A 25,567-nucleotide genomic window follows, 5' to 3' on the forward strand; every position below is an offset into this window, starting at 1 on the left:
TCGGCTACTTCTTCGGGAGAAGCCTTAGCCAAATCTTCCGGCCCAGGATATCGGGTAAAAAGCTTCTCCGTAACTTTGTTAACCTGGCGGTCCGACGTCTGGGCTGAAAGTATTGCTGCTATCAATAACTCGTAAGGATTGCGGAAACGTAGCTGGGGTCCAGCTTGTGGATAAGCCTCGCGCAAAAGTTGTAAGATGGCCCGTACTTTATTTTCTTCCTGCATAAAATCCCTTCTTTCAACTAAACCTAAATAGAAAGAGTCACGAAAAATTGTGTAACAGACAACCTGTCCTTCACCTAGCTTTAAACCATTAAGCCCCAAAAAGGAGGAAAAATATGCTTTGCGCGGAGGTAAGCCTTTACCCCCAGAAGACGACCCGGGCCAGCGAAATCATCAATGAATCCATCCAAGTACTAAACGCTCAGAGGTTAGAATACGAGGTGGGATCCTTGAGCACCCATGTACATGGCCCGGAAGATCGAGTCTGGGCTGGATTACGGGGAATGTTTGAAAAGGCCAGCCAGTCTGGTGAAGTGAGCATGGTGGTTACCCTCTCCAATGCTGCCCATTAATCTTTAAAGCCCCCTCTTTTTTAAAGAGGGGGCTTCGGCCTCTTAGGCCGCCCTTGGTCCCACAGCGACGAGCTCGGATTTCTTTATCTCGCCCGCGTAGCTACTACCTCCTATAAGGATAAGCTTCTCTTCCAGGTTTAGAATTATAAAAGCTTTTGAACGCGTGCCGTCTATTTCGGGTTCGGCCTTAAACCCAGGAGCGCATATCACTGTAAAAATCTTTAAAACCGACTGCAATATACCATAATGGTAGAGAAGCGTCAACAAAAGGAAATAAAGTATACTGTATCCTTAACACAAGGCCTTAGGGTAAATTTGGCGGCTGTAATCTTAGGGCGAGGATAAGAACCCCTCCCTCAGCTGCATGCCACGGCCAGGGTCGACCTGCCTTCAAGATATTCTCTTCCACCCCCTTAAAATACGTTTTCAGGCGTTGGCTATCACCCATGAGGGCCGCTGCCCAGGCCACCAAAGGAGTACTGAAAGAAAGGGGTGAGATATCTTTGTGCCAGTTAGGATAGTTACGTAAAAAGGCGCTATAAATAATACGTGCTTTCTTGTCTTCAGGTTTTAAAACACCACAGATAAGGGGGAAGAGTTGCGCCAGGGCGTCGGGATACCACTTTCTCCAATTAGGTCGCAACCTCAGGCCGAAGGCATAAATAGCCGGGCAGAAACCTTCACCTGCCCACATTTTGCGAAAAACGGCTTCCTTTAATTTACCGGCTAGCTCTTGATAAAAGAAAGCCTTATGTTTATCCCCCCACACCCCGTCCTGGAGAAAGGCATAATTTTGTAGCCCTTCATAGACTTCGCAGTTGTCCATGAGGTATTTCACTCGCCAGTCCGGCCTGGCGAAAGTGAGGCCATCTTTATCCCGGGTAGCTAAAATAGCCCCGGCCACCATTTCTAGCTCATCTTTATGTTCCTTAAACCAGCTCTTATCCCGGGTAGCCAAATAATAGCGCCAGGCAAGGGTAAGAAAGGTAGCTGCGTAAGCATCAGAAGAATCGTAGCTTCCTTCCGGTATTTCCCGGCCATCGGCGGTTACGGTATAATCGTAGACCGTTCCGTAAACGCCAAACCGGTCGGGTAGCTCCAAGTGACGTACATACCAGTTAAGATAGGCTTTTACCTGCTCTTCGTAACCACCGGCCTCAACGACACCGTAAAGGGCTAGATGAGCAAAATAGGGAACTATGCGGGGATTTCCCGGATAAGAAGTGATGATGGCCCCCGAAGGAAGCTGGCAGGAAGTAATAATCCATCTCGCCTCTTCTTTAATGAGAGAGTTGTACACGGTAAAGGGCCCCGCCTTATACTATGACGGAGCCCGGCAAAGGGTACCGTAAAATCAAAGTCAATGGGGGAGGACCTTTAAAGAGAAGAATAAAAGTAAAATCATGATGGCGTTCCAGGTCCCGTGGGCCACCACCGGAGCTATCAAGGATCCGCTTCGCTCGTACAAATAAGCCAGGCCCCACCCTCCCACGGCTAGAGGGAGAAAGCGAAATAAATCAAAATGGAGGAAGGCAAAAAGAAGGCTGCTGCCTAATTGCCCTGCCAGAGTTCCATATCGCGCCTTCAGTACTGGATAAAAGAAGCCGCGAAAGTAGACCTCCTCTGTAATAGGGGCCAAAAAGGAGGCTATGAACAGGGGGAGGAGAAGGTCCCGGAAGCCCCGCGCCCTCCTTACCAACTCGGCGAAGGGCTGGGGAGCGGGCTCGGGTAGAAAGCGCTGTAGTAAGCCTCCCAGCAGGATCACTATTAAAAAAATTATAACTCCACCCCCCAATCCCAGCCCCAACGAACGCCCTAGGTTACGCCACTTTAAGCCTACTTCCTCCAGGCTCCGGCCGTATTTGAATCTTACTAAGTAATAAACCCCGCATAGTACGGCTACAGCCTGCATTCCCCCTGCCAGTAAGAGCTGGTAGGCTAACGGGGGTCGCCAGCCCGCCCACCTTAAGACAAAACCCGTGCCATATCCTGAGGCGGCAAGCAAAAGCAGGACTGCCAGGCTATCTCTAACGGTCCAAGGCGGGATATCCCGAGACTCTTTAACCACAGATTTCACCTCTTATGCTTTCCTCCGGTAAGAGCTCGCCAACGGTCGAGGTACGTTTCTACGGCACTCACCAGGCTAGCATGGGACCATGTTAAAGGAGAAACCGAAAGGGGCTCTCCTGTATAGGGATGAAGCTGTTCGGGAAGCATACCTCCCGGTGTAGCCCTTTCAGAGGCCCACTCAAGGAGGGCCCGGGCTTCAGCTAGTTCCTCCAAATTCTCGGCCGTCTTAGCCAGCCAAGCAGCCAGCCACAGGGTACAAACCAGCCAGGGATTGCCCGGGACAGAGTATATATCGTCACTACGCCTGAAGTAATAATCGCCCGTGTATCTGGCGAGCCCGCCCACCTGGGTCCGTACCCAAAGGCCTTCGCGGACGGCCTTTATAGTTCGGCGTACCCTAAAGTTTTCTTCGGGCCAAAAGTCGAGAAACCCTAGATATAGCAGGCTTGCATCTAAGGTATAGTCCGCCTGCATCCCCCCTCCCTTCTGCCCATAAATTCCCCGTACAAAACGACCTAACTCCGGCGAATAAAGATATTTTACCATACTTTCCTTTATCTCTCGAGCAGCACGCAAGTATCCTTCAGCGTCATCATTCCGCCCGAAGGCTCCCGCCAGCTCACTGGCCATTAAAAGGCCGGCCAGGGCTGCTGCCGAGGTAAAGGTGAACACTCCGTAACGTTCCTCCCAAAGATCATAGCTGGGCAAGGGAAGTCCGGTAGCGGGGTCTCGATAAGAAGCTAAAAACTGTGCCAGCGGGCGTACCAGGCGAGGGTAAAGATCATGAAGAAGCTTCCAGTCCTTATAACGCCGGTAACCTAGCCCCAAGGCCCAAAGGACAAGGCCTGTCTCGTCTTCTTGAATAGGGAGGACAGCCCGCCCCTGCTGCAAGGGGGGTAACCACGTGGAACCCAGGCTCGTATCTGCGTTGTATTTCTGATAAAAATATCCTTTGGGATCCATAATACGTGCACAGTAGTAATAAAAGGGAATAGAAACTTCTCTATAGCCTGCTTGATCTAGGGCCAGGGCAGTAAAGGCCCCATCCCGGGGCCAGCAATACCCGTAATGGTCCCTCGCCTCATACAGGATATCGCTATCTGTAGCAGCCAGTATAGCTCCCTGACTGTCGCTGTGGGCCCGGATTATTAAGAGGCTCTGGGTATAAAGCTCTTCTACTTTTTCCGGTAAATCCGCAAAATCCCGTTCGTCTCTTGATGCCCAAGAACGCCAGTAAGCTTCGTTCTCGGCCAGAAGTGAACTTAAGCCTTTAGTTAAGACAAGCTCATCAAGCTCTCTAACTTCCTCCCAACCCGTACCGGCCACCAACCAGTAATCTATGACGCCTTCTTCATTCGAGGCCAGATTAAGGCTAAAGCTCACGGTGCTATCCACCGAACCGTGATGCACGGGATTACCCTCCAAGCGCCCGTCCTCGGCATCCCTCCATGTTCCCTCTGCCCCCTGGAAACGCTTATTACCCACTGCATACTGGTAAAAACCCCGGTCCCCGGCGCGCCCATTAATAAGGAAGTATAATCCCCGTTTATAATGCAAAAGCACACCCCTATCTGGAAGATAAATACCAGTATCTCCCAGAGAAGACTCCTTAAGGGTAAAATCATGGTAGAAAAAGACACGGATCTCGCGCGAATTAGGGGCTAGGTTGCGTATATATAAACGCTTAAGATAAACGTTTAGGTTAAAATGAACTGCATTTTCTGCTTCCAGTCCGATCTGCAATTCCCTGTTTACGGCCTCCACCCTGCCATTTAGGGTACCGGGTTTATAACCGATATTTATCTTCCAATCTTTTTCCTCTAGCCAGCTAAACTTGTGGTCCACCCAGAACCCTATCTTCCCTTTTTCTCCTCCCAAATGGGCAATATGGTTAGGCCCACCCACGTGAGGGAAATATAGATCACGCATATTAAAACGCCCATCAAAATTAATTAAAAGGCGGCCGTTTCCCAGTACTAGCTCTCGCGGCAAATTAAAGTCTCCTCCTGACTGACCTGCCAAAAATCGACCTCAATAAACTTTTCTCTTCTGGACATAATAAGCATGAGTTATTATTCCACTTATGTTAAAGGATTATATAGCCGGTTGAGTAGAGACTAATCTAGATGTAGGAAAGGAGCTTTCTTATGGAATTAGTCTTGGCGTTAATACTTGTGGGAATAGTAGCCGGCATTCTCTACTGGTATTTCACATATAAAAGGAAGCCCGCAGAAAAAAAACCCCTTCCCGTCCCGCCGGCAACTCCAGAACTTCCGCCTAGGTACGGTAAGGATCAAATCATAGCTTTGGTTAAGGATCCTTACTGGCTGTACGTATATTGGGAGATAACCCCTGAAAAAAAAGCAGAATTTGAAAGGCGCTATGGGCCCGGATCTTGGGAAGCATCTCAGCCGGTTCTGCGGGTTTACGACTTGACAGGTGCCGCTTTCGATTTTCTACACGCACCTTATTTCGAAATCGCCATAACCGATGCTGCCGATAACTGGTACATCCATGTGGGTAGGCCTCAAAGCACCTTTTGTATCGACCTCGGACGGTACCACCCACATTATGGTTTTATCGCTTTAGTCCGCTCTAATATTGTTACTACACCGGCAGACCAGCCCAGCAAAGTTATAGATCCCCTTTGGCCCCCCTTGGAAGCCTGCTGGCAGGGAGCAGGAGTGGGCAAAGGACCGGCACCGGGTATCAGTTCTCCCGTTTTACTACAGCCCCGGAGGTGAAAAAAGAAAACTTTTATGCCTTTAGGGTACGTAGCGTTAGTATTGCACGCCCACCTCCCCTTTGTGCGCCACCCGGAAGAAGAATATTCTTTAGCGGAAAAATGGTACCACGAAGCCGTGACAGAGACCTATATTCCCCTAATTCAAATGGTCCACCGGTTGCTGGAGGATAAGGTACCCGTCCGGCTAACGGTTTCCTTAAGCCCCCCTTTAGCCAGCATGATGGCGGACAACTTCATGCAAAAACGTTATTTAAAGTATCTGGAACGCTTGCGGGAGCTGGCAGCCAAGGAAGTATGGCGTACAAGAAACGATTCCCGGTTTCACCTGGTGGCGCGCATGTACCAGAAGCAGTTTGAAGAAATCTACCGCACCTATAGTTACTACCGCGGAAACCTTATAACAGCCTTCCGAGAATTACAAGAAGAAGGAGCCATAGAACTCATCACCTGTGCGGCCACCCACGGGTATCTTCCCCTTATCGGCCTGCAACGTGAGGTTGTACGGGCTCAGGTAGAAGTGGCCGTCCACAACCACCTCCGTCTTTTCGGCCGGCCACCGACAGGACTGTGGTTACCCGAGTGCGGGTATAATCCAGGTGATGATGTAATCCTGAAGAAATACAATATCAGGTATTTCTTTTTAGATGCTCACGGAATCTTATATGCCACGCCCAGGCCGCGTTATAGTATCTTTGCCCCGGTAGTTACCCCCTCCGGCGTAGCCGCCTTCGGGCGGGACTTAGAATCCTCGGAACAGGTGTGGAGCGCCCAAGAGGGGTACCCCGGCGACTTCGATTATCGTGAATTTTACAGGGATATCGGGTACGACCTCGATTATGAATATATCAAACCCTATATTCACCCTTCGGGCTTAAGGGTGGATACAGGGCTAAAATACTACCGCATCACCGGGAAGACCGAATGGAAAGAGCCCTATGTCCCAGAATGGGCCAGCGAAAAGGCCAAAATTCATGCCGGAAACTTCCTTTTCAACCGGGAGCACCAGATCAAATACTTGGCCACTTACATGGACAGACCTCCCATCGTGGTGTGCCCCTACGATGCCGAGCTCTTCGGTCACTGGTGGTTTGAAGGCCCCCAGTGGTTAGAATCCCTTTTCCGGCAAGTGGCCTCCCTGGCTCACCAGCCTTTTGTTTTCATCACTCCCAGCGACTATCTTAAGCATTTTCCCGTAAACCAGCCGGCCACACCTTGTATGTCCAGCTGGGGAAATAACGGTTATAATGAGGTATGGCTGGACGGGTCCAACGACTGGATTTACCGCCACCTCCACAATGCTGCTGAAGCTATGATAAATTTGGCCAACCGGTTTGTAGCTCTGCAGGATGAGTTAATCCGGCGGGCTCTAAACCAAGCAGCCAGGGAGCTTTTACTGGCCCAAAGCAGCGACTGGGCCTTTATCATGAAAACGGGAACCATGGTAGACTATGCTGTAGCACGGACTAAGAAGCATCTATTAAATTTCTGGAAATTAAAGGAGGAAATAGAGCAAAGAAGTATAGATGAAGAATGGCTCAAGGAGCTGGAAGAGATAGATAATATTTTCCCGGATCTAAACTACCGTGTCTTTGCCAGCGAGGGAATATAACATTTACTATATGGTATAATATGGAGTGGGTGACCTTACGCCATAAGTTTCTGTCAGGGGGGTCAAGGCCATGCGCGAGGCCAGCATTAGTGAAGGACTGGGCAAAATAGTATGCCCTTGTGCTGTAATAGGAACTAAAAAGGGCGAAATCCACGATATCACTACAGTGGCTTGGGTAACACAGGAATCCTTGGACCCGCCCCAAATTACAGTATCCCTACACCCTCAAAGGTACGTACTGGAGCTCCTGAGAGATACAGGGGAGTTCGTTCTTTCCCTTTTAGCCGAAGATCAGGAAAAAATAGCTAGTTTCTGCGGCTCTCACTCGGGAAGGGATACGGACAAGATCAAGGCCTTAGGGTTAGAGCTAGAACCTTCTAAAGCCGTACATACCCCGCGCTTAAAGGATTGTTTGGCCAATCTAGAATGTAAGGTAACAGGAGAGTATAAAAGCGGTGACCACGTCATTATAGTAGGCCAGGTCTTAGCCGCTAGTGTCGACCCTTCACGGAAACCCTTACTCTACTACCAGCACGAGATAACCCGCTGGAGTTAACCGGGGAAGGCCTATGGAACCTGGGGGCACCAATCTCTGTTTCGGGTGCAGCCTTGACAATCCCGTCGGGCTGCACCTCAAATTCTTCATGCGCGAGGACGGGTGTGTATACACCCGGTTTACCCCTCACCCTTACCACCAGGGTTATAACGGTATATTGCACGGGGGATTAGTAGCCACCGTCCTGGATGAGCTCATGGCCAACCACCTCTTGAAGCTCGGGTATCAGGCTGTGACGGCCCGCCTGGAAGTACGCTACCGTAAACCTATACCCATAGGTCAGGAACTCCTCTGTGTGAGCCGGCTCCTTAAACAAAGGCCACCTTACTTTAAATTAGAAGCCTGGGCCGAGCTGCCCACTGGCGAGCGAGCGGCTGAAGCCCAAGCCGAGATGATGCTACCTAAATTAAATGAGCGAAACGGGCCTGGAGGGAAAGGTACTCCCTTAAAGGCTTAGGATGGTCTATTTTTTTGACCGTGAGTTTCCCTTGTTCATACTCAGCCAGGGTCCAAGCTCCGGTCTGGACGGCAAGGCGCGCAAGATGCACAGTTAAATCACTGGGATAGCCCCAGCCTGGTGGACAGGGAGATAACACCTGTATGTAAGCAGGTCCTTTAGTTTCTTTAGCCTTTTGTATTTTACGCAAGTAATCCTGGGGGTAACCTATGCTGGCTGTAGCGGCATAAGGTATGTCATGGGCGGCCACTATTCTAAGCATATCCTTCTTGGGTCTATCCTCACCCTTAAGCATTTCCCCTACCGGCGTAGTAGTGGTGTGAGCACCTAAAGGTGTGGATCCGCTGCGTTGCACGCCAGTGTTCATATAGGCCTCGTTATCGTAGCATAGAAAAATAAAATTATCTCCCCTCTCGATAGCTCCAGAAAGGGCCTGCAACCCTATATCCACCGTGCCGCCATCCCCGGCAATGCCCAAGACTGTTATATGCTCTTTGCCCCGGCGCTTAAGCCCCGCTACCACCCCGGACACTGCCGCTGCAGTACTGGGGAAGGTAACATTGACACAAGGCACTTTAAAGGCAAGCTGGGGGTAGAAAGTGGTAACACCTAACAGGCAACTGGGGGTGGTAACAATTACCGTTTCCGGCCCCAGTATTTTCAGAGCCAGGCGTACAGCCAGTATCCCTCCGCATCCGGCACAGGCAAAGGAACCCACAACCAGTTCATCCTCAGGTAAATCTCGGATCTTCAAGAGTATTTCCCCCTTTCCTTGCGGGCCGCCCTCCATATTTTTTCAAAGGTCACACGTCCGAATTAAAGCAGCTCCTAAAAATACCTTCGATATTCTCCTTTCGAATATCCTGGCCCCCCAGTCCGGCGACAAAGCCAATTACGCTCGGCGGCTGTTTTAATCCAAAAAGGGCTGCCTTAACTTCCGTACATACTACCCCTTCATACCCGAAAGAACAGTTCCTATCGAGCACTGCTACTACCCGAGCGCTCTTTACGCTCTCCCGTAAATCCTCCACGGGGAAAGGCCTTAGGGCCCGCAGGCGTAAGACCCCCACCTTGGCCCCCTCCCGCCGTAAAGAGTCCACTACCTCCCGCGCTGTGCCGGTAATAGCCCCTAAAGTGACAAGGACTACCTCAGCATCATGGCATCTGTACTCCTCCACCAGACCGCCGTACCTGCGCCCGAAAAAGGCATAAAACTCTTCATCCACCCTCTTAATCACTTCTTTAGCTCTTTCCATAGCTTCCTGCTGGGCTTTTTTGAAGGAGGGATAAATGTCCGGGCCCGCTCCTACCCCAAAGACCACCGGTCTCCGGGTATCCACTAAAACCTGTGGCCTGTAGGGCGGTAAAAAGCGGTCCACATCCTCCTGGGAAGGTATATCCAATATTTCTTCGGTATGGGAAAGTACGTACCCATCCAGGCAGAGCATTACAGGGGTTAAAACTCGGGGATCCTCTGCTATTTTGTAAGCCTGAAGGCAGGTATCCAGGGCCTCTTGTGCAGTCTCTACATAAAGCTGGATCCAGCCAGTATCACGGCAGGAAACGCTATCCTGGTGGTCGGCCCAGATGGTCCAGGGCGCGGCCAGCCCCCGGTTAGCTACGGCCATCACCATAGGTATCCGGGCTCCGCTAACATAATGGAGCATCTCGAACATGTATGCTAAGCCCTGGGAAGAGGTGGCTGTAAAGACCCGGCTTCCGCTTACCGCGGCACCGAAACAGGCAGCCAGGGCAGCATGTTCTGATTCTACTCGTATATATTCGGCTTCCATCTCTCCCCGGGCAATCTGGGCTGCTATTTCTTCCACTATGGTGGACTGGGGGGTAATAGGATAGGCGGCTACTACTTCCGCCCTGGCCAGGCGCACGGCGTGGGCTACGGCCTCGTTACCGTTAAGATATTCCCGCAAGCCTTTCACCTTCTCCCTGGGATATCAAAGCCTCGTCTACCATATGTATAGCCTGGCGGGGGCATTCCCGGGCACATATACCGCATCCTTTACAATATGTAAGATCAATACTTGTGCAACTTTCACCCCTCCGGATAGAACCCTCCGGGCAAAACAGCCAGCAAATCAGGCAATCATTACATTTCCACGGGTCTATTACTGGTCGTTGGATACGCCAAGATCCCGTCCTAGCTACAAGATGCGGAGTGGGAAGGTTGGGCTGCAAGTTATCAGCAGGGAGATGGAGGTTGCCTTTTGATTTAGAATTTGGCTCCCCTTCGCCTCCTTGTGAACTGGCAACCTGCCTTAAAGCAAGGGCCCGGTGAAAGGCTTCTTCGGCCAGGCGCAAGTTTTTCTCTACCAAATGGGAAGGCAGGATATCTTGTATGGCCTTTTTTATTGCTTCCCAAGGTACCCAGCTTGTAACGGCAGCCAAAACACTTACCATGGCTGTGTTGACAATGGGAACCCCTAGGATCTCTTGAGCTAAAGAGGTAACCTCTATTTGATAAAAGGCCGTGTTCTCTGGCAATTTAAACTTTAAACCCTGATGGTTTGTCCGAGACCCATTTAAAACCAATATCCCGCCTGGGCGCAAGCCTTGGAGAACGTCCACGCTTTCCAGCAACGTCTCGTCTAATACCACCACGCAATCCGGTTCATACACCTGGCTGCGGTCCCGGATGGGCTGTTCAGACAGCCGGGTAAAGGCTGTGACCGGCGCACCCCTTCTTTCAGTCCCAAAATAGGGAAAGGATTGGGCGTACTTCCCTCCGTAAATGGCTGCCGCCCGTCCGAAAATACGGGCAGCAGTTACCACCCCCTGACCTCCCCGGCCGTGCCACCGTATCTGAAGCATAAAGACACCCCTTTATATGGCTCTCGTTACAGATTATACCCCAGAAGGCACCGGTTCAGCCAGGGTTTTCCTAATAAAAAAGAGGCCTTAATCAGGCCTCGAATCATCCATCTCCGTTTCTTGTAGACTCTTTCTGCTCTCCGTCTAAGTAAATTTTATAAAATGGCGTCAGCTATCAATATAAGCACTAGCGACACTAGCCAACCGATAGTGGTCGGTATAGACCAGGTAAGAGTCTGCTCTTTAACATCCTCTACACCCAGAAGCCGATTTACCACCCAGAAATAGCTATCGTTAAAGTAGGAATATACCATCGCCCCTAAGGCTGCTGCCTGAGCCGCAATCAGAGGATTAACAGGAAGCCCAGCTAAAATAGGAGCTGTAATGGAGGCAGATGTTATCATGGCTACCGTACCGCTACCCTGTACCAACCGTACTATCGTAGCTACGATGAAGGGCAACAATACCGGTGGCATGGGTGTGCTGGCTATAAGCTTGGCAATATAGTTACCAGCCCCGCTATCGCGGAGCACTTGACCCAAGGCGCCTCCGGCCCCAGTAACTAAAATTATGATACCTGCTGAAGCAACCCCTTCTTCCATTCTTTTAATGACCTCTGGGCGTGAAAGCTTAGGAGCAAGCCCGTAAATAGCTATTATAAGCCCGATACCCACTGCTATAACAGGATTACCTAAGAATATTAAATATTGGGCCCAGGTTTGATTCAATTTGAGCGCAGATAGGACAGTATTAAAGATAATTAAAATAACAGGAACTACAATAGGGGCGAAAGACATAAAAGCCGAAGGCAAGTCTGGTCTGTCCGCTAAGGATATACTCGTTATTGTAGAAGGTTCGTACTTTAACCTTACCCATCCTGTCCCATCTTCGCTAGGCAGCTGGTATATTTTCTTTCCCAACCAGCGGGCATAAAGCACACCGGCTATAGTGACCGGCAGAGCAAATACTAATCCCGCGAGGATCATTTTCCCTACATCCACTTTAAAAATACCCGCAACAGCCAGAGGACCAGGGGTAGGCGGTATGGCATGGTGCGTAGCTACCAAACCCATAGCTAAAGCTACACCCAAGGTTAATATGGACTTCTTGGTTTTTGAGGAAAGGGCTTTAGCTAGGGGCGAAAGGATAACAAAACCAGAATCGCAAAAGATGGGGATAGACACCACATAACCTGTAGCGGCTAGAGCCCACTCCTCTTTGCCGCGGCCTAAATACTTTAAAAATGTATATGCCATCCGTTCAGCAGCACCAGATACCTCCAACAACCGACCCATCATTACCCCAAAACCGATAACAATGCCTATGCTGGCCAAAGTATTCCCAAAACCGGTAGTAATGGATTTAGCTACATTTACATCTCCTACTGCCGGTGGCATACCACCTATAAGGCCTGTCAAAGAAGCTGCTATAATAAGGGCTGGAAAAGCATGAATCTTGGTCCTCAAGATCAAAAACACTAACACTATAACTCCTATTACTAGTCCCACAATCATTTGCATCCCAGAAGCGCCGGGCATAAAAATCCCTCCTTGCTAAGTCTAACTTCGCCTCTTATTGCGCTTCACCCTGAAGGCGTAGCTCCCTGCAACCTTGATAGCTTCTTCCATACTCACAGAACTGGCCACCCCCTTTCCGGCAATATCAAAAGCAGTACCGTGATCGACAGAGGTACGGATGAAGGGTAATCCCGTGGTAACACTTACCGTACGTTCAAAGTCCAACATTTTAGCCGCTATATGTCCTTGATCATGGTAAAGGGAAAGTACAGCGTCAAAGTAGCCCTTATTGGCCAGGTAGAAAACAGAATCTGCAGCAATGGGTCCTTCTACCCTTAAACCCCGAGCCCGAGCTTGCTCAACAGCCGGTATTATCTCCTTTATCTCCTCATCGCCAAAAAGCCCCCCTTCCCCTCCATGCGGATTAAGGGCCGCCACAGCCAAACGAGGCTTTTCAAACCCCAAAGTACGGAGAGCCTCCTCGCAAAGGAATAACGTTTTCGCAATACGGTCAGCGGTGACCTGCATACAGGCTTGAAGTAAAGATATGTGGCGGGTTAAGAAAAAGATGCGCAAGTTTTGTACTTGAAACATGGTCAAAGTATTCTTACTCCCTGTAAGTTCGGTAAACATCTCCGTATGGCCGATAAAGTTTATACCTGCTCCGTGAATAGCCTCCTTATTTATCGGAGCGGTAGCCACTCCATCGATCTCATCATTTAGGGCCAGTTCAATGGCTTTCTTAATAAACTCAAAAGCGGCTTTCCCAGCTAAAGGGCTTACCTTACCTATAGGGATCTCTGTTTCTAGGTTTTTTAAGTCAATAAAATCTATACTTCCCCACCGGTACCGTCCCTCACAGGGCTTTTCCACCGGGTTTAGTTCCAAACTTAACCCTGTTAATTCTAGGGCTTTTTCCAGTGCTTTTTTCTCCCCTATAACCACAGGATTAACTACATCGTAAATCTCTTTATTAGCTAGCGCTTTAACTACGATCTCCGGTCCAATTCCTGCCGGATCTCCTAGGGTGATACCAATCAAAGGCTTATTTGCCAAAGCAGTTTCACTCCTTAAACTTATGTTTTTAATAAGTATTCCACACATTTGAAGGCACCTTCAGGACCTCCTACCAACCCGCCCTTAGTTACAATAGGTAAACCAGCAAACTCGCCTCCTATCAAAACCCCATAAGCTGCAAGGGGCAATACCTCTCCTTTGAGCTCTATTCCCTCAGCATGACAAGCTTCACAGAAAGCCACCGTCATATCTCCACCCGTGAGATACACTCCCTTCAAGTTAGGGATTCCCAACCTTAATACCTCACGGGCTATACGGGCTAAAAAAGTAGTGATAAGGCTTGATACCTCCTCCGTGCTGAGCCCCCGGGCCCTAGCTTCGGTTTCAAGGTTAAGAACCATATCTTCCTTCTCTGCAACTCGGAGTCCAAAAACGTTAGACTCCCGACTTAACACTTTAAGCCTATTGATTATAGCCTTCTCCATGTCTAAACTTTGACTGTTGTTTAACAACTGCCTTACATCTATGTTTATGAAACTAGCTCCGTACTTCTCGCCTAGGTATCCCAGCTGCACCCGGGTTAAGGAACTGGCACTACCAGATACCACCAAAACCTTGCCTTGCTCCACATTAAAGCTGCTCCCTGCCCATTTGGTTAACAGGGCAGAACTGAACGGACCTGGATCTACCGCAAAAGCTTTTATCCCTGCCCTGAACACAGCTTCAGCTATGCTTTCGATATCTTGATCTGAAACAGCGTCAACCACTATAATCCGGCGCCCTCGGGCGATCTCTCCCAAAAGTTCGGCCTTAATAGCCTCCGGACCCCGAACTACTATTTTTAAAGGAATAAAACCCTGGGGCAGGGAAGACTGCCGGGCTATTATAGAGGAAACTTCTGAGGTATCTACGGGAGTTTTAGGATCCCGTCCCACTTCCGTCCGCTCTACGGGTACCCCGTTAACTAGGAGATATCCTCCCACTACTATTCTCCCGGAAGCAGGATAAGCTGGTACCACCACCGCTATATATTCAGGGCCAAGGGCACTTAACATCCCCTCTATCTCTGCCCCTAGATTGCCCCTAGCCGTACTATCAATCCTTTTCCCAAAATAGGAGACCCCCGCTTTACGGAGAATAGTAGCTGTTTCTTCAACACGCTTCCGCGCCTCATCGGGAGATATCCCTCGGCTAAAGGTATTGACAATGAGGCCATGATAATTCGGGGTAATACTTACTAATTCAGGTAGCATTTGATAATTAACAACCGTTACTACCTTTAGACCTTTCTTTACGAATAATACCCCCGTGGCATTAGAACCCGTCAGATCATCTGCGACCACTGCCCATTTCGCCATTTTACGCCGACCTTCCCGAAATTATCTTTTTTCAGGTTCAGCTAGAATTAGGTTAACCCCCAGCCGTTCTATCTCAGCTACCACCTGTGGAGCCAGCCCGTTGTCGGTAATAATAAAGTCCATAGCTTTAAGCTCGCAAACTTTCGCAAAAGCCTTGCGCCCAAATTTGGTATGATCCGCCACCAGTACCACCTTACCGGCACTGCCTATCATAGCCCTCTTTAAGTAAACCTTATCTAAGGTCGGGGTGTATAAACCTGTTAAATCAACGGCTCCGGCTCCCAAAAAAGCTATGTTCACAGTTATAGAACGTAAGAAAGAAAGGGCTTCTTCTCCGAGCAGGCAATATACACCAGGTTGGACCTCACCTCCAGTAGTTAATACCTTAAATCCCGGTACGTCAGCGAGTTCCATAGCAATGTTTAAATCGTTCGTAACTATAGTCAAATTCTCTTTGGATCTTTTTAAACACCGAGCCACTTCCAAGGTGGTGGAACCTGCATCCAGAATCACCGTGTCGTTGTTTTCTACCAAATCAGCAGCTACCTTGGCGATTCCCTTCTTAAGTTCCAAATGAGAAGTAGCCTTCGAACGGTAAGGGATCTCTCCTATTAAGCCATTTTTAGGCAATGCCCCTCCTCTAGATCTTGTCAGGAGCCCCTCATCCTCCAAAGCTTTAAGGTCCCTCCGGATAGTCATGGTGGAAACCCCAAACGCCGAGGCGAGCTCCCCCACCTCGGCCCGTCCTTCTCGCAATACCCACTGTAAAATCTTCTGCCTGCGCTCCAAGGTGAGCATGGGGAAACTCCTTCATTGTTTAATAATGTTCGATAGACCCGAGCTATAATGCTTGTAACTGTTTCTTAATGTTTAATTATGTTATTCTCTAACCGTTTTTTCTTTTCCTGCTTTGTGAAAAAAAGAATTTACATACCAAGTATCTCCTTTATCCGGCTCTCGAAAAAGCCAGCTAGCTCTTCTGCGGCTTCTTGAGAAAAGGCCTCACTATATACCCGGTATACCGGTTCCTCTTCATCTGGAAAGATAAGGGCCCATCCCTGGGGATAACTTACCTGCAAGCCATCCAAAAGCTGTAACTGCCCCTCCCTTTCTCTATCTATTAAGGCACGCATGACCCGCCCTTTATCCTCCCAAGGGCAGTCTACCTCTCTAGTGCTACGGTAAACAGCCGGCAACCTGGCCACCGCTTCGCTTAATGGGATATCCCTCCTCACCAACCAATCTATAAGGTAAAGTAGAGCAGCTAAAGCATCGAACTGGAGGCTAAATTGGGAATAACGACCCGGGCCCTCCTCTTTTAAAACCGCTTCTTGGAGTATACCGGGATGGTTTTTTACCCGCCTTATTTGCCCCCCTAGTTTTTGGGCCACCAGTTCGGCCGCCCGAGGAGCGGCCATAGGCAAGGTCAGGCTTTTCCGGTCTGTTTCTTCCAGGTACACTTGAGTTAAAAGGGCCACTCTACTGGTCTCCTCTACTACAAAACCGTTAGCATCGAGGAGTAGCAACCTTTCGCCATTCTTATCTATTATCGCACCCAGATCAGCTCCGTAGCGACGGACTTCATCAGCAAAGGAGCCCAATTGCTCGTTAATTTCGTTCCAACTTTGCCGGGGAGCAAAATCCAAGCGTATAACCTCACATCCCGCGCGAGATAACAACCTGCTGGAAAGCTCTGCACTTCCCCCTTGACATCCCAAGGCCACCCGTAAACCCCGGCGGCTTATAGCCTCTGTATCTAAATTATTTAGCAGGTAATCTTCATAGGCTTCCTCCAGCCCCGGTTGGTAGGCACTCTCTACAATTTGATCCCCCTGTGAAGCCCTGGTTTCCTCCCGCCAGTAAAGGTTTTCTACCTTCCTTACCTCCCCCGGGATAAGATCGGCACCGCTGCTATTCATAAAGTGAAGCCATGCCTTATCTAAAGTCAGGGCATCCTCCTTGATAAGGCATCCTCCTTGAAGCCTTAAAGCCCGGATGCCGAAACGGAACACAGGTGTAAGCAATTTCCCCATTTCCACTACTTTTACGCCAGAGCTTAAAAGGCCGGCAACCACTGCCTTGTAAAGCATCTCTCCGGTACCTCCTCTATAGGTACTCACCCCTAAAGAAGCACCGGGCTTAAAGGTAGACCCGAAAGCCGCGCCCAACCGGGTAGCTTGACCCGGGCTTAAATTATCCCCCAGTCTTAAGGGAGCTGCGCTCCCTATAAAAAGAGGCCTACTGATCCCTTGACCCCAGATAAGGGAATCCCGCAACACGGTACCTTCCCCTACTGACTTTTGGGGCCAAACTTTAACACCTGGACGGACCTCGGCCCTCGCTTCTACACGGCTACCGCTTCCTATAACAGCACCTTCTAGAACCCGGGAGTTGCCCTCTAAAATAGCGCCGTTTAAAAGGATACCGCCTTCTACCCAGGCTCCAGGTCCTACCTTAACATTATCCCACAGGACAGACCGCTCTACCTTAGCCTCCCGGCTTATGTGACAATAGGGGCCTAAAACTGTAAACGGTCCTACCTTGGCTCCTCTTTCAATACAGCAAAAACTACCTATAAGCACCGGACCTTTAATTTCAGCTTCCGGGTGGATCTCCACCCCTTCACCTATCACCAATCCTCTACCGTGATCTTCACCTAATACCTTTACCTTGACTTTACCGGATAGCACATCTTGATGAGCTTGCCAGTATTGGTTAATATTACCAATATCGCACCAGTATCCTTCCAGGGTAATAGCGAATAGCGGTTGCCCCTCCTGCAAAAGTAAGGGGAATAAGTCTTTGCTAAAATCAAAGGCCTTGCCCTCCGGCACCCAATTTAAAACTTCGGGTTCCAGAACATAAATACCAGTATTCACCCTATCGCTAAAGACCTCACCCCAGCTGGGCTTTTCTAGGAAGGCCCGGATACGGCCGGAAAGATCCGTGATGACCACACCGTACTCTAGCGGGTTCTCCACCCGTGTCAGAACCAGGGTAGCTATAGCCCCCCGCTCCCGGTGAAACTTTACTGCCTGGGATAGATCAAAATCGGTCAAAGCATCGCCACTTACTACTATAAATGTTTCATTTAGGAAGCGGGCTGCATTTTTTACGCTTCCCGCAGTGCCCAGGGGTTCTTCCTCTACAAAATAATGGAAGCGAACACCGAAATCGCTACCGTCCCCAAAGTACTCTTGCACCTGATCTGGAAGATACTGCAGGGTAACCCCTATATCTTTAAAGCCGTGCTGGCGCAGAAGTTCGACACAATACTCCATGACAGGACGGTTGGCCACGGGGACCAAAGGTTTGGGACGGCGACAAGTTAAAGGCCTTAGTCTAGTTCCTTCTCCTCCAGCCATGATAATCGCTTTCATGTCTTATACCTCCGCCTATTCGCTTTAAATCCCGAACCAGTATGCTAAATCAAACCCTCCCGGCCGCGCTTTTGATTTACCAGCGCCGCCCGGTACCCCACCAGGTCATACCGGCCTCCCATAAGGTCCCCCTCCGGCGTCTCTTTAAAAGAAGCCTTCCCTTCGTTATAACCGGCTAAGGCTGAAGCATAACGCCTGAAGCGATGGATAACCGATGAGCGTTCCGACCAAGGTGTACGACGATATTCCTCATATACCCCATAATAAAGTTCCAGAGTACGGCGGGCTATCTGCCTCCAATCATATACTTCCTTCACCAGACGGCCGGCGGCCTTCCTTAAAGCAGAAGCCAAAGCTTTATCTCGTAGAATGGCAATAATGTTATCAGCTAAGGAATTGGGATTGCCTGGAAAAGCCCTTAGGCCGTTGACTTGATGGGTGACGATCTCTTTTAAACCTCCTGTTTCGCTGACCACTACCGGTACTCCAGCAGCCATGGCCTCCAAAGCAACTATCCCAAAAGGTTCGTAAAGGCTGGGGAAAACAGCTACATCGGCTACCCGGTAAAGCTGGTTACGAGTACGGTCATCTATGTAACCGGTGAAGGCCACTTTATGGGCTATACCTAGCTCCCAGGCCCTTCCCTTCAGTTCCCCTTCCATAGGCCCCTGCCCGGCTACCACTAGCTTGGCCTCAGGACATGCCTCCAAAACTTTAGGCATGGCTTCCAAAAGCACCTGGACCCCTTTTTCCACCACCAGCCGCCCTACAAAAAAAATGATCTTTTCATAAGGAAGGGCATATCGCTGCCGTAACCCCGGGTCCACCTGGACACTGCTGAATTTAGATACTACCACTCCGTTGGGTATTACGGTTATTTTATCCGGGGGTACCTGGAAAAGCCCTTGTACTTCTTCCCGCATATGCTGGCTGCAAACTATGACCTTCCAGGCTTCATAGGTAAGCCACCATTCTACGCTATGGATATAACGCTGGAGATCGTTATGTATCCCCCGGTTACGTCCGGCTTCGGTGGCATGGATAGTAGCCACTAAGGGTATACGGTGGGCGTGCTTCAAGGCCCGGCCGGCAAAGGCTACCAACCAGTCGTGGGCATGAATAAGATGAAACGGGCCAGCCGTAGAAAATAACCGCATAGCTTCTTCCAAGAAGCGAATATTTAGCTGTAACACCCAGGTGAGAAAATCGGGGGTATGGATAGGATAAGCCTCCACCCGGTGGACGAAAACCCCTTTTTGCCGCCAAGAATGTAGCTGTTCCTCGCCCGCTTGGCCTATGGTGAGGACATGTACTTCTTGGTTTTCTTGTACCAACGCTTGGGTTAAATCTTCCACATGGCGAGCAAGCCCCCCTACACTGTAGGGGGGATATTCCCAGGAAAGATGAAGCAGGCGCACACTACATCACCATTTTTATATTGTGGCAACACCAGCCCAGGTTAATACATGTTCGAACCCCATTTTGACAACATTTGAGTTAAACGTGTCGCCTCCAATTTAGGTCTGAGGCTCCCTCAGCTCCTCGCTTATCTCGCCCAGATAGACTTTTGGTTACGGGAATATCGGATAACAATCTGCTAAACTAAGAAAAGGAAGAAATACCCGTAATGTCGAATCCTACAAATGTCCAGTTGTAAGTTATATTAAGCTGTGTAAAGTATAGTCAAAGGGGTTTTAAGGAAAGAAGGTGACAGAGCTGAAAGCCCGTATTTTAATCGTAGATGATGATGAAAAAATTACCTCCTTGCTAAAGAGGATACTCCTCTATGAAGGTTATGAAGTGCTGGTGGCCAGCAATGGCTATACAGCCCTGGCCCTGGCCACCAACCAACCTGATTTAATAATTTTGGACCTTATGCTGCCTGATTTAGACGGGATAGAAGTATGTAAGAAAATACGACAGCAAAGCGATGTACCTATTTTAATGCTTACGGCCCGGGATGAAACAGCCGACCGGGTCCTGGGGCTCGATAGCGGAGCCGATGATTACTTAGTTAAACCCTTTGCTTTAGAAGAATTGTTGGCTCGCATCCGCGCCCTCTTACGCCGCCACCGGACGCCTGAAAAGGAAGTATTAAGATACGCTGATCTTCAACTAAATACAGCAACCCGAGAGGCCCAGCGGGGGAATAGGGTATTTCAGCTTACAGCCAAGGAATATGAGCTTTTGGAACTTTTCCTGCGCCATCCGAGGCAGGTATTGACGCGGGAAGAACTTATGACTAAAATCTGGGGTTATGATTACAGTGGAGAATCCAATGTTTTAGATGTCTATATAGGTTATCTGCGTAGCAAGCTAGAAGCAGGCGGGGAACCCCGCCTTATTCATACAGTGCGAGGGGTGGGCTATGTTCTTAAATGAAGGGTGGCAGAACCCGTGACCTTGAGATGCCGCCTTACCCTCTGGTATACTGCAGTTCTGGCCTTTACTTTACTTCTCCTTGGTGGATTAGTTTATGCTTTGCTTTCCCATTATCTAGCCAGGGAAGTAGATTATTCCCTAGCTAATAAAGCTCAAGAAGTAAAACGTTCTATTAAGGTAAGCCGTTTTTTACGCCAGCAAGGAATTATATTACCAGATGTCAATGTTTTTTCTAGCCCGGATACTTTCTTACAAGTAGTAGACTTGGAAGGGGAAATAGTCGCCCGTTCACGCAATCTAGGAAACCAACATCTACCAGTAGACAGAGATACCTTAGCCAAAATTAGTCAGGGGATAGCTTTTTTCGAAACTAGGGAGGTAGGAAATCAAGTTCTTCGTCTATATAATTTTCCCCTCTACTTAGGCGACCAGCCGGTAGGCTTACTCCAGGTTGGTCGGCTTCTATACCCTATTTTAGGTATTTTAAGTGGGCTAAAGAAAATTTTGTTGTTTCTTAGCTTGCTGGTGTTAATTACCGCTGCAAGCCTAGGATATTTTCTAGCCAGGGCAGCCTTGCGTCCCATCGATCGGATGATTCAGATCGCCGAGGAAATCAGTGAAGGGCGTGATCTGGCGAGGCGAGTACCTTATGAAGGGCCTATGGATGAAGTGGGAAGGTTAGCAGCAACCTTTAACGGTATGCTTTCCCGCCTCCAAAATGCCTACTTAAGGCTAGAAGAAGCTTATGCTTCTCAGCGGCGTTTTGTAGCCGATGTCTCTCATGAACTACGCACACCTTTAACCACCATTCGAGGTAATATAGAGCTTTTGCAACATATGGCTTCCACGGGCACCCCCCTTGAGCCAGAGGCTTTGGCCGATATAGCCAGTGAAGCCGAACGTATGAGCCGCATGCTGAACAACCTTTTAACCCTGGCCCGTGCTGATGCTGGTTTTACCCTCGAGCGCCACCCTTTAAATATTGGGAAGCTGTTACAAGAAATTGTCCGTAAGGCGCCTTTCCTGGGGCGAGCTTCCTTTTCTTATTCCGGTTTGACCGAATTAGAGGGCCAACAGATCCTGGGAAATGAAGACTTTCTTAAACAATTGTTCTTTATACTTTTAGACAACGCCTTTAAATATACACCTCCAGAAGGAAAGGTGGCTTTAAAGGCTGCTTTGCAAGGCCAAGAGGTGGCAGTCGCTATTGTTGATACAGGCAGGGGTATTCCACCAGAAGATCTACCCCATATTTTTGAACGCTTTTATCGAGGGGAAGCTAGTCGGCGTTACGGTGGTACTGGCTTGGGCCTGGCCATAGCCCGCTGGATCGTAGAACAGCACGAAGGAAAAATTACGGTAGAAAGCCAGCCTGGCCAAGGGAGCACCTTTACTGTTTACCTGCCTAAGCTACCCGACTAGGCCTTTTTTAGTTTAATTGAGGAGAGGACCTTTCTTAACTTTTTCTTAACTTCTTCTTATTTTATTTTAAGCTTCTTGCTCTATACTAAACTACGAAATAACCTCAAGGAGGTGCTTGAGCCTTGAATAAAAAGAAGGTAATCCTTTTAGGTGCTGTGTTGTTGCTGGTGTTAAGCCTTCTGGGAGCGAGCGTAGCCCTAGCCCAGACCAACACCCCAACACCACGCTATAGTCTACATCAACTTTTCTGGGAAAAACTAGCAGCTAACTTGGGTATCGACGTATCTAAATTGCAAGAGGCCTTGAAAACGGCCGGTACTCAAACCTTAGATGAGGCAGTGCAACAAGGCCTGCTCCCGGCTGACAAGGCCCAAAAACTAAAGGAAGCTATAGAGAAAGGCCAATGGGCACCCATAGGAAAATTCATGGGTTGGGGCGGTCCACATAAGTTCGGCAAGGGTTTAGCTCGCGGTCTAGTAGGAGATATAGCCGGTATCCTGGGGATGACCCCTCAAGAACTTAGAGATGAGCTTAAATCCGGTAAAACACTGGAAGAAATAGCTAAGGCTAAAGGTTTTACTTTAGAGCAGCTTAAAGAAAAATGGCTGGCTGACAAAAAGGCTGAACTGGACAACCAGGTAAGCCAAGGTAAGTTAACTGCTGAGAAGGCCCAGCAGATTCTCTCCCATCTAGAAAAGATAGATTTTGGTAAACTAGGAACCAAACGGTAGAAGATCTAAAAATAACGACAGAAAGTCAAGGCCGTGCCAAAAAGAACAAAAAAGTCCCCTTGACAATGTTAAGTAGTCTGATATAATCAGTTTTAAGAAAAGCTACGACAGGCGCTGCTGCCTAACTTAACAGCGAGGAAGCTGCTAGCACGCTTATAGATGCGTGTGTTAGCAGCTTTTTTATTTATACACGGGCTAGCCCAGAACAATTTGGCTGCAGCCGCCGGCGAAGATGTCGGGATATTTTATGCGGTTCTTCGTCGCGGCTGTATTATGGTGGGTATGGTGGAGTAGTCTCTCTGGTACAGCTTGGGCAGCGGAGACGCAAAACATAAATACGGGCGATACCGCCTTTCTACTTGTTGCTTCTGCGCTGGTTATGCTTATGACTCCCGGTTTAGCGCTGTTCTATGGTGGTATGGTGAGAAGGAAAAACGTTTTAAATACCATCATGCAAAGCTTCATTGTCATGGCTCTTATTTCAGTACAATGGATACTCATAGGCTATTCCTTAGCCTTTGGGCCAGACGTAGGTAACATTATAGGAAACCTCAGTTGGGCAGGTTTCCACCAGGTGGGACTAGCTCCTAATCCCGACTATGCACCTAGCATTCCCCATCAAGTGTTCGCTGCCTTTCAGCTCATGTTTGCTATAATTACACCGGCTTTGATTTCTGGAGCTATTGCTGAAAGAATGCGGTTTCCTGCTTATTTGCTGTTCGTTTTACTTTGGGCAACTTTTGTTTACGATCCTTTAGCCCATTGGGTATGGGGTGTAAATGGGTGGTTGCGCAATCTGGGAGCTCTGGATTTTGCAGGCGGTACGGTGGTGCATATCAGCGCCGGTGTAGCAGGTCTAGTGGCTGCCCTAGTTTTAGGCCAGCGAAAGGGGTATGGCAAGTTACCCATGCCTCCGCATAATTTACCTATGACGGTTATGGAAACTGCCCTTTTATGGTTTGGATGGTTCGGGTTTAATGCGGGCAGTGCCCTGGCAGCCTCTGAGCTAGCCAGCAATGCCTTTATTACCACCAATACAGCAGCAGGAGCAGCTGTCCTGGGTTGGATGTTCACCGAGTGGATACTCCATGGAAAACCGACTGTATTGGGAGCAGCAAGTGGAGCTATTGCAGGATTGGTGGCTATTACACCTGCCGCGGGTTACGTAACACCTTTATCCTCCATAATTATTGGCGTAATAGCCGGGATACTTTGCTGTCTTGCAGTGAGTGTCCTAAAGAAGAGGATGGGTTATGACGATGCCCTTGACGCCTTTGGTTGTCACGGTATAGGAGGCACGTGGGGGTCTCTGGCTACCGGTCTGTTTGCCTCGCAAGCTGTGAACCCGGCAGGTAACAACGGTTTATTTTATGGCAATCCTTCCCTATTAATGACGCAGTTTATAGCTGTTCTGGCAGCTTGGTCCTTTGTCGCAGCTGTTACCTTTGTAATCCTTAAAGTAGTGGGATTGCTTACACCTTTAAGGGCCAGTGCTGAAGAGGAGGAAGTGGGACTGGACCTATCCCAGCATGGCGAGGATGCCTACCCAGATATGCCCGTAGCAGCGTTGCAGGTTGATAACGGAAATGAGGGTCAAGTAGCAGCAGAGATATTGGTGGGCAAGAGCATGCCTTAAAACTAAGGATAATAAAAGAAAGGGAGAGTTTATGCGCAAGGTTGAGGCCATAATCCGCCCGGAAAAGCTAGAAAAAGTTAAAGAGTCCCTAGGACAGTTTGGGATCCGGGGTATGACGGTAACCCATGTTACAGGTTGTGGGTTGCAGAAAGGTAAAACGGAAGTTTATCGGGGCAGTGTTTATACTATAGACCTCCTCCCCAAGGTTAAAATTGAGATCGTAGTACCGGAGGAGTACCTGGAGGAAGCTCTGAAGATTATAATAGAAAATGCCAAGACAGGACATATAGGTGATGGAAAAATATTCATCTATCCTGTTGAGGATGCTATCCGCATTCGTACAGAAGAACGCGGAGAACAGGCAATTTAATCAGTACAAGTAACTTGGCCATCTAAAAATCTAACTTATATAGGGCAAGGGAGTCCTAGGATTTTGGCGAGGCAAAGAAGCCTCAGCGACTAAGCTTTAAATGTCGCTGGGGCTTTTTTTCTTAAAAACAAATAATTACTTTGGGGGGAGGCTTTAAACTTTATGGGAAGAAAACCAGAAGAACTTTTAACTTGGGCTAAAGATACGGGGATTAAGATGGTAGATCTCAAGTTTATTGATCTGCCAGGTCTGTGGCAGCATTTCAGCGTACCCCTTTCCGAAGTAGATGAAAAAAGTTTAGTAGAAGGGTTTGGCTTCGACGGCTCTAGCATACGGGGGTTCAAGGAGATCCACGAGAGCGACATGCTTCTCGTGCCAGACCTGGATACCGCCTTTATAGATCCCTTTTGTGACACGCCCACTTTAAGTTTTATCTGTAATGTTGTTGACCCGGTTACTAGGAAAAATTTCGAACGCGATCCCCGTTATGTAGCCCAAAAGGCCGAAGAATACCTTAAATCTACTGGAATCGCTGATACCAGCTATTGGGGACCGGAAGCTGAGTTTTTTATCTTCGATGATGTACGTTTCGATCAGAATTACCATTATGGCTACTACTTTCTAGACTCCAAGGAAGGATTCTGGAATTCTGGAGCAGAAGAACGACCCAACCTGGGATATAAACCTCGTTATAAAGAAGGTTATTTCCCGGTGCCGCCCACAGACAGTCTACAAAACCTACGCACAGAAATGGTTATGGTTATGGAGCAGTGTGGCATCAAAGTGGAATGCCATCACCATGAAGTAGCCACTGCTGGCCAGTGCGAAATCGATATGAAATATGCAACATTAACCAAAATGGCCGACCAGTTGCTCTTATATAAATACATTGTTAAAAACGTAGCCCGCAAGC

24 protein-coding genes and 2 pseudogenes are annotated in these 25,567 nt (G+C 48.8%); 11 read left to right on the forward strand and 15 right to left on the reverse strand.

Annotation, left to right across the window (positions count from 1 at the left end; genetic code table 11):
* Positions 1-224 (reverse strand): endonuclease III domain-containing protein (locus L5656_RS05400; protein ID WP_428849296.1); only part of this gene is annotated, 224 nt, incomplete at its 3' end.
* A gap of 113 nt (positions 225-337) precedes the next feature.
* On the opposite strand from L5656_RS05400, the gene L5656_RS05405 reads away from it, so the two are divergent.
* A complete protein-coding gene (locus tag L5656_RS05405; RefSeq protein ID WP_297200145.1) occupies positions 338-574 on the forward strand; it encodes a YkoF family thiamine/hydroxymethylpyrimidine-binding protein in 237 nt (78 codons plus the stop codon).
* Between the two features lie 75 nt (positions 575-649).
* On the opposite strand, the pseudogene L5656_RS05410 reads toward L5656_RS05405, so the two are convergent.
* The 4 genes and pseudogenes from L5656_RS05410 to L5656_RS05425 form a co-directional block, all read right to left on the reverse strand.
* Positions 650-790 (reverse strand): annotated as a pseudogene (locus L5656_RS05410) (phosphoenolpyruvate carboxykinase (ATP)); the annotation flags it as partial.
* Positions 791-878: 88 nt separating this feature from the next.
* On the reverse strand, positions 879-1,874 hold the full coding sequence (locus L5656_RS05415) for a hypothetical protein (RefSeq protein WP_297200147.1): 996 nt from the start codon (positions 1,872-1,874) through the stop codon (positions 879-881).
* A gap of 60 nt (positions 1,875-1,934) precedes the next feature.
* Entirely contained in the window at positions 1,935-2,642 is a 708-nt protein-coding gene (locus tag L5656_RS05420) for a CPBP family intramembrane glutamic endopeptidase (RefSeq protein WP_297200150.1), read from the reverse strand.
* Positions 2,643-2,647: 5 nt separating this feature from the next.
* Complete coding sequence (locus tag L5656_RS05425; RefSeq protein ID WP_297200153.1) at positions 2,648-4,636, reverse strand: glycoside hydrolase family 15 protein; 1,989 nt, start codon at positions 4,634-4,636, stop codon at positions 2,648-2,650.
* A gap of 155 nt (positions 4,637-4,791) precedes the next feature.
* On the opposite strand from L5656_RS05425, the gene L5656_RS05430 reads away from it, so the two are divergent.
* The 4 genes from L5656_RS05430 (at position 4,792) to L5656_RS05445 (ending at position 8,012) form a co-directional block, all read left to right on the forward strand.
* Positions 4,792-5,388, forward strand: a complete 597-nt coding sequence (locus L5656_RS05430; protein ID WP_297200156.1) for a DUF4912 domain-containing protein — start codon at positions 4,792-4,794, stop codon at positions 5,386-5,388.
* A gap of 15 nt (positions 5,389-5,403) precedes the next feature.
* Positions 5,404-6,999 carry a glycoside hydrolase family 57 protein gene (locus L5656_RS05435; protein ID WP_297200159.1) on the forward strand — a complete coding sequence of 532 codons (1,596 nt, stop codon included), beginning with the start codon at positions 5,404-5,406 and terminating at the stop codon, positions 6,997-6,999.
* A 70-nt stretch (positions 7,000-7,069) separates the two neighbouring features.
* Entirely contained in the window at positions 7,070-7,555 is a 486-nt protein-coding gene (locus L5656_RS05440) for a flavin reductase family protein (RefSeq protein WP_297200162.1), read from the forward strand.
* Between the two features lie 13 nt (positions 7,556-7,568).
* Positions 7,569-8,012 carry a PaaI family thioesterase gene (locus L5656_RS05445; RefSeq protein WP_297200166.1) on the forward strand — a complete coding sequence of 148 codons (444 nt, stop codon included), beginning with the start codon at positions 7,569-7,571 and terminating at the stop codon, positions 8,010-8,012.
* Here L5656_RS05445 and L5656_RS05450 read toward each other — a convergent pair.
* The 10 genes and pseudogenes from L5656_RS05450 to L5656_RS05490 all read right to left on the reverse strand — a co-directional run bounded on the left by L5656_RS05450 (position 7,957) and on the right by L5656_RS05490 (position 19,468).
* Positions 7,957-8,766 (reverse strand): thiamine pyrophosphate-dependent enzyme, encoded by an 810-nt coding sequence (locus L5656_RS05450; protein WP_297200169.1) that lies wholly within the window; start codon positions 8,764-8,766, stop codon positions 7,957-7,959. The genes L5656_RS05445 and L5656_RS05450 overlap by 56 nt on opposite strands.
* Before the next feature lie 49 nt (positions 8,767-8,815).
* Complete coding sequence (locus L5656_RS05455; protein ID WP_297200172.1) at positions 8,816-9,943, reverse strand: transketolase C-terminal domain-containing protein; 1,128 nt, start codon at positions 9,941-9,943, stop codon at positions 8,816-8,818.
* Positions 9,927-10,208, reverse strand: coding sequence for a 4Fe-4S binding protein (locus L5656_RS11365; RefSeq protein ID WP_366017965.1), 282 nt, complete (start codon positions 10,206-10,208; stop codon positions 9,927-9,929). The genes L5656_RS05455 and L5656_RS11365 overlap by 17 nt, the downstream gene beginning before the upstream one ends.
* A 93-nt stretch (positions 10,209-10,301) precedes the next feature.
* Positions 10,302-10,841 (reverse strand): annotated as a pseudogene (locus L5656_RS11370) (2-oxoacid:acceptor oxidoreductase family protein); the annotation flags it as partial.
* Between the two features lie 155 nt (positions 10,842-10,996).
* Entirely contained in the window at positions 10,997-12,379 is a 1,383-nt protein-coding gene (locus tag L5656_RS05465; RefSeq protein WP_297200178.1) for a GntP family permease, read from the reverse strand.
* A 21-nt stretch (positions 12,380-12,400) separates the two neighbouring features.
* On the reverse strand, positions 12,401-13,462 hold the full coding sequence (gene pdxA / locus L5656_RS05470; RefSeq protein ID WP_366017961.1) for a 4-hydroxythreonine-4-phosphate dehydrogenase PdxA: 1,062 nt from the start codon (positions 13,460-13,462) through the stop codon (positions 12,401-12,403).
* On the reverse strand, positions 13,435-14,733 hold the full coding sequence (locus L5656_RS05475) for a four-carbon acid sugar kinase family protein (RefSeq protein WP_297200184.1): 1,299 nt from the start codon (positions 14,731-14,733) through the stop codon (positions 13,435-13,437). The genes pdxA and L5656_RS05475 overlap by 28 nt, the downstream gene beginning before the upstream one ends.
* Before the next feature lie 21 nt (positions 14,734-14,754).
* The gene (locus L5656_RS05480) at positions 14,755-15,531 is read right to left on the reverse strand and encodes a DeoR/GlpR family DNA-binding transcription regulator (protein WP_297200187.1); all 777 of its coding nucleotides are present in this window, start codon (positions 15,529-15,531) and stop codon (positions 14,755-14,757) included.
* A gap of 128 nt (positions 15,532-15,659) precedes the next feature.
* The gene (locus L5656_RS05485; protein ID WP_297200190.1) at positions 15,660-18,113 is read right to left on the reverse strand and encodes a sugar phosphate nucleotidyltransferase; all 2,454 of its coding nucleotides are present in this window, start codon (positions 18,111-18,113) and stop codon (positions 15,660-15,662) included.
* A 44-nt stretch (positions 18,114-18,157) separates the two neighbouring features.
* A complete protein-coding gene (locus L5656_RS05490; protein ID WP_428849297.1) occupies positions 18,158-19,468 on the reverse strand; it encodes a glycosyltransferase family 4 protein in 1,311 nt (436 codons plus the stop codon).
* 361 nt (positions 19,469-19,829) lie between these two features.
* On the opposite strand from L5656_RS05490, the gene L5656_RS05495 reads away from it, so the two are divergent.
* The 6 genes from L5656_RS05495 to L5656_RS05520 all read left to right on the forward strand — a co-directional run.
* Positions 19,830-20,495, forward strand: a complete 666-nt coding sequence (locus tag L5656_RS05495) for a response regulator transcription factor (RefSeq protein ID WP_366017967.1) — start codon at positions 19,830-19,832, stop codon at positions 20,493-20,495.
* Between the two features lie 15 nt (positions 20,496-20,510).
* A complete protein-coding gene (locus L5656_RS05500) occupies positions 20,511-21,917 on the forward strand; it encodes a sensor histidine kinase (RefSeq protein WP_297200198.1) in 1,407 nt (468 codons plus the stop codon).
* Between the two features lie 122 nt (positions 21,918-22,039).
* A complete protein-coding gene (locus L5656_RS05505) occupies positions 22,040-22,648 on the forward strand; it encodes a hypothetical protein (RefSeq protein ID WP_297200201.1) in 609 nt (202 codons plus the stop codon).
* Positions 22,649-22,895: 247 nt separating this feature from the next.
* Positions 22,896-24,284: an ammonium transporter gene (locus L5656_RS05510; protein ID WP_297200204.1), complete on the forward strand. Its 1,389-nt coding sequence runs from the start codon at positions 22,896-22,898 to the stop codon at positions 24,282-24,284.
* A 31-nt stretch (positions 24,285-24,315) separates the two neighbouring features.
* Positions 24,316-24,654 (forward strand): P-II family nitrogen regulator, encoded by a 339-nt coding sequence (locus L5656_RS05515; RefSeq protein ID WP_297200207.1) that lies wholly within the window; start codon positions 24,316-24,318, stop codon positions 24,652-24,654.
* Between the two features lie 162 nt (positions 24,655-24,816).
* On the forward strand, positions 24,817-25,567 hold a 751-nt coding region (locus L5656_RS05520), incomplete at its 3' end, for a glutamine synthetase beta-grasp domain-containing protein (RefSeq protein WP_297200210.1).

The organism is Thermanaeromonas sp. (assembly GCF_021890735.1).
In the GTDB taxonomy this organism is placed as follows: domain Bacteria; phylum Bacillota; class DSM-521; order Neomoorellales; family Neomoorellaceae; genus Thermanaeromonas.

What these genes read in the sequence shown, in the direction of transcription:
- L5656_RS05405 (WP_297200145.1), top strand. Translation starts at nt 338, where the DNA reads ATGCTTTGCGCGGAGGTAAGCCTTTACCCCCAGAAGACGACCCGGGCC.
- L5656_RS05430 (WP_297200156.1), top strand. Translation starts at nt 4,792, where the DNA reads ATGGAATTAGTCTTGGCGTTAATACTTGTGGGAATAGTAGCCGGCATT.
- L5656_RS05435 (WP_297200159.1), top strand. Translation starts at nt 5,404, where the DNA reads ATGCCTTTAGGGTACGTAGCGTTAGTATTGCACGCCCACCTCCCCTTT.
- L5656_RS05440 (WP_297200162.1), top strand. Translation starts at nt 7,070, where the DNA reads ATGCGCGAGGCCAGCATTAGTGAAGGACTGGGCAAAATAGTATGCCCT.
- L5656_RS05445 (WP_297200166.1), top strand. Translation starts at nt 7,569, where the DNA reads ATGGAACCTGGGGGCACCAATCTCTGTTTCGGGTGCAGCCTTGACAAT.
- L5656_RS05465 (WP_297200178.1), bottom strand. Translation starts at nt 12,379, where the DNA reads ATGCCCGGCGCTTCTGGGATGCAAATGATTGTGGGACTAGTAATAGGA.
- pdxA (WP_366017961.1), bottom strand. Translation starts at nt 13,462, where the DNA reads ATGTGTGGAATACTTATTAAAAACATAAGTTTAAGGAGTGAAACTGCT.
- L5656_RS05475 (WP_297200184.1), bottom strand. Translation starts at nt 14,733, where the DNA reads ATGGCGAAATGGGCAGTGGTCGCAGATGATCTGACGGGTTCTAATGCC.
- L5656_RS05480 (WP_297200187.1), bottom strand. Translation starts at nt 15,531, where the DNA reads ATGCTCACCTTGGAGCGCAGGCAGAAGATTTTACAGTGGGTATTGCGA.
- L5656_RS05485 (WP_297200190.1), bottom strand. Translation starts at nt 18,113, where the DNA reads ATGAAAGCGATTATCATGGCTGGAGGAGAAGGAACTAGACTAAGGCCT.
- L5656_RS05510 (WP_297200204.1), top strand. Translation starts at nt 22,896, where the DNA reads ATGCGGTTCTTCGTCGCGGCTGTATTATGGTGGGTATGGTGGAGTAGT.
- L5656_RS05515 (WP_297200207.1), top strand. Translation starts at nt 24,316, where the DNA reads ATGCGCAAGGTTGAGGCCATAATCCGCCCGGAAAAGCTAGAAAAAGTT.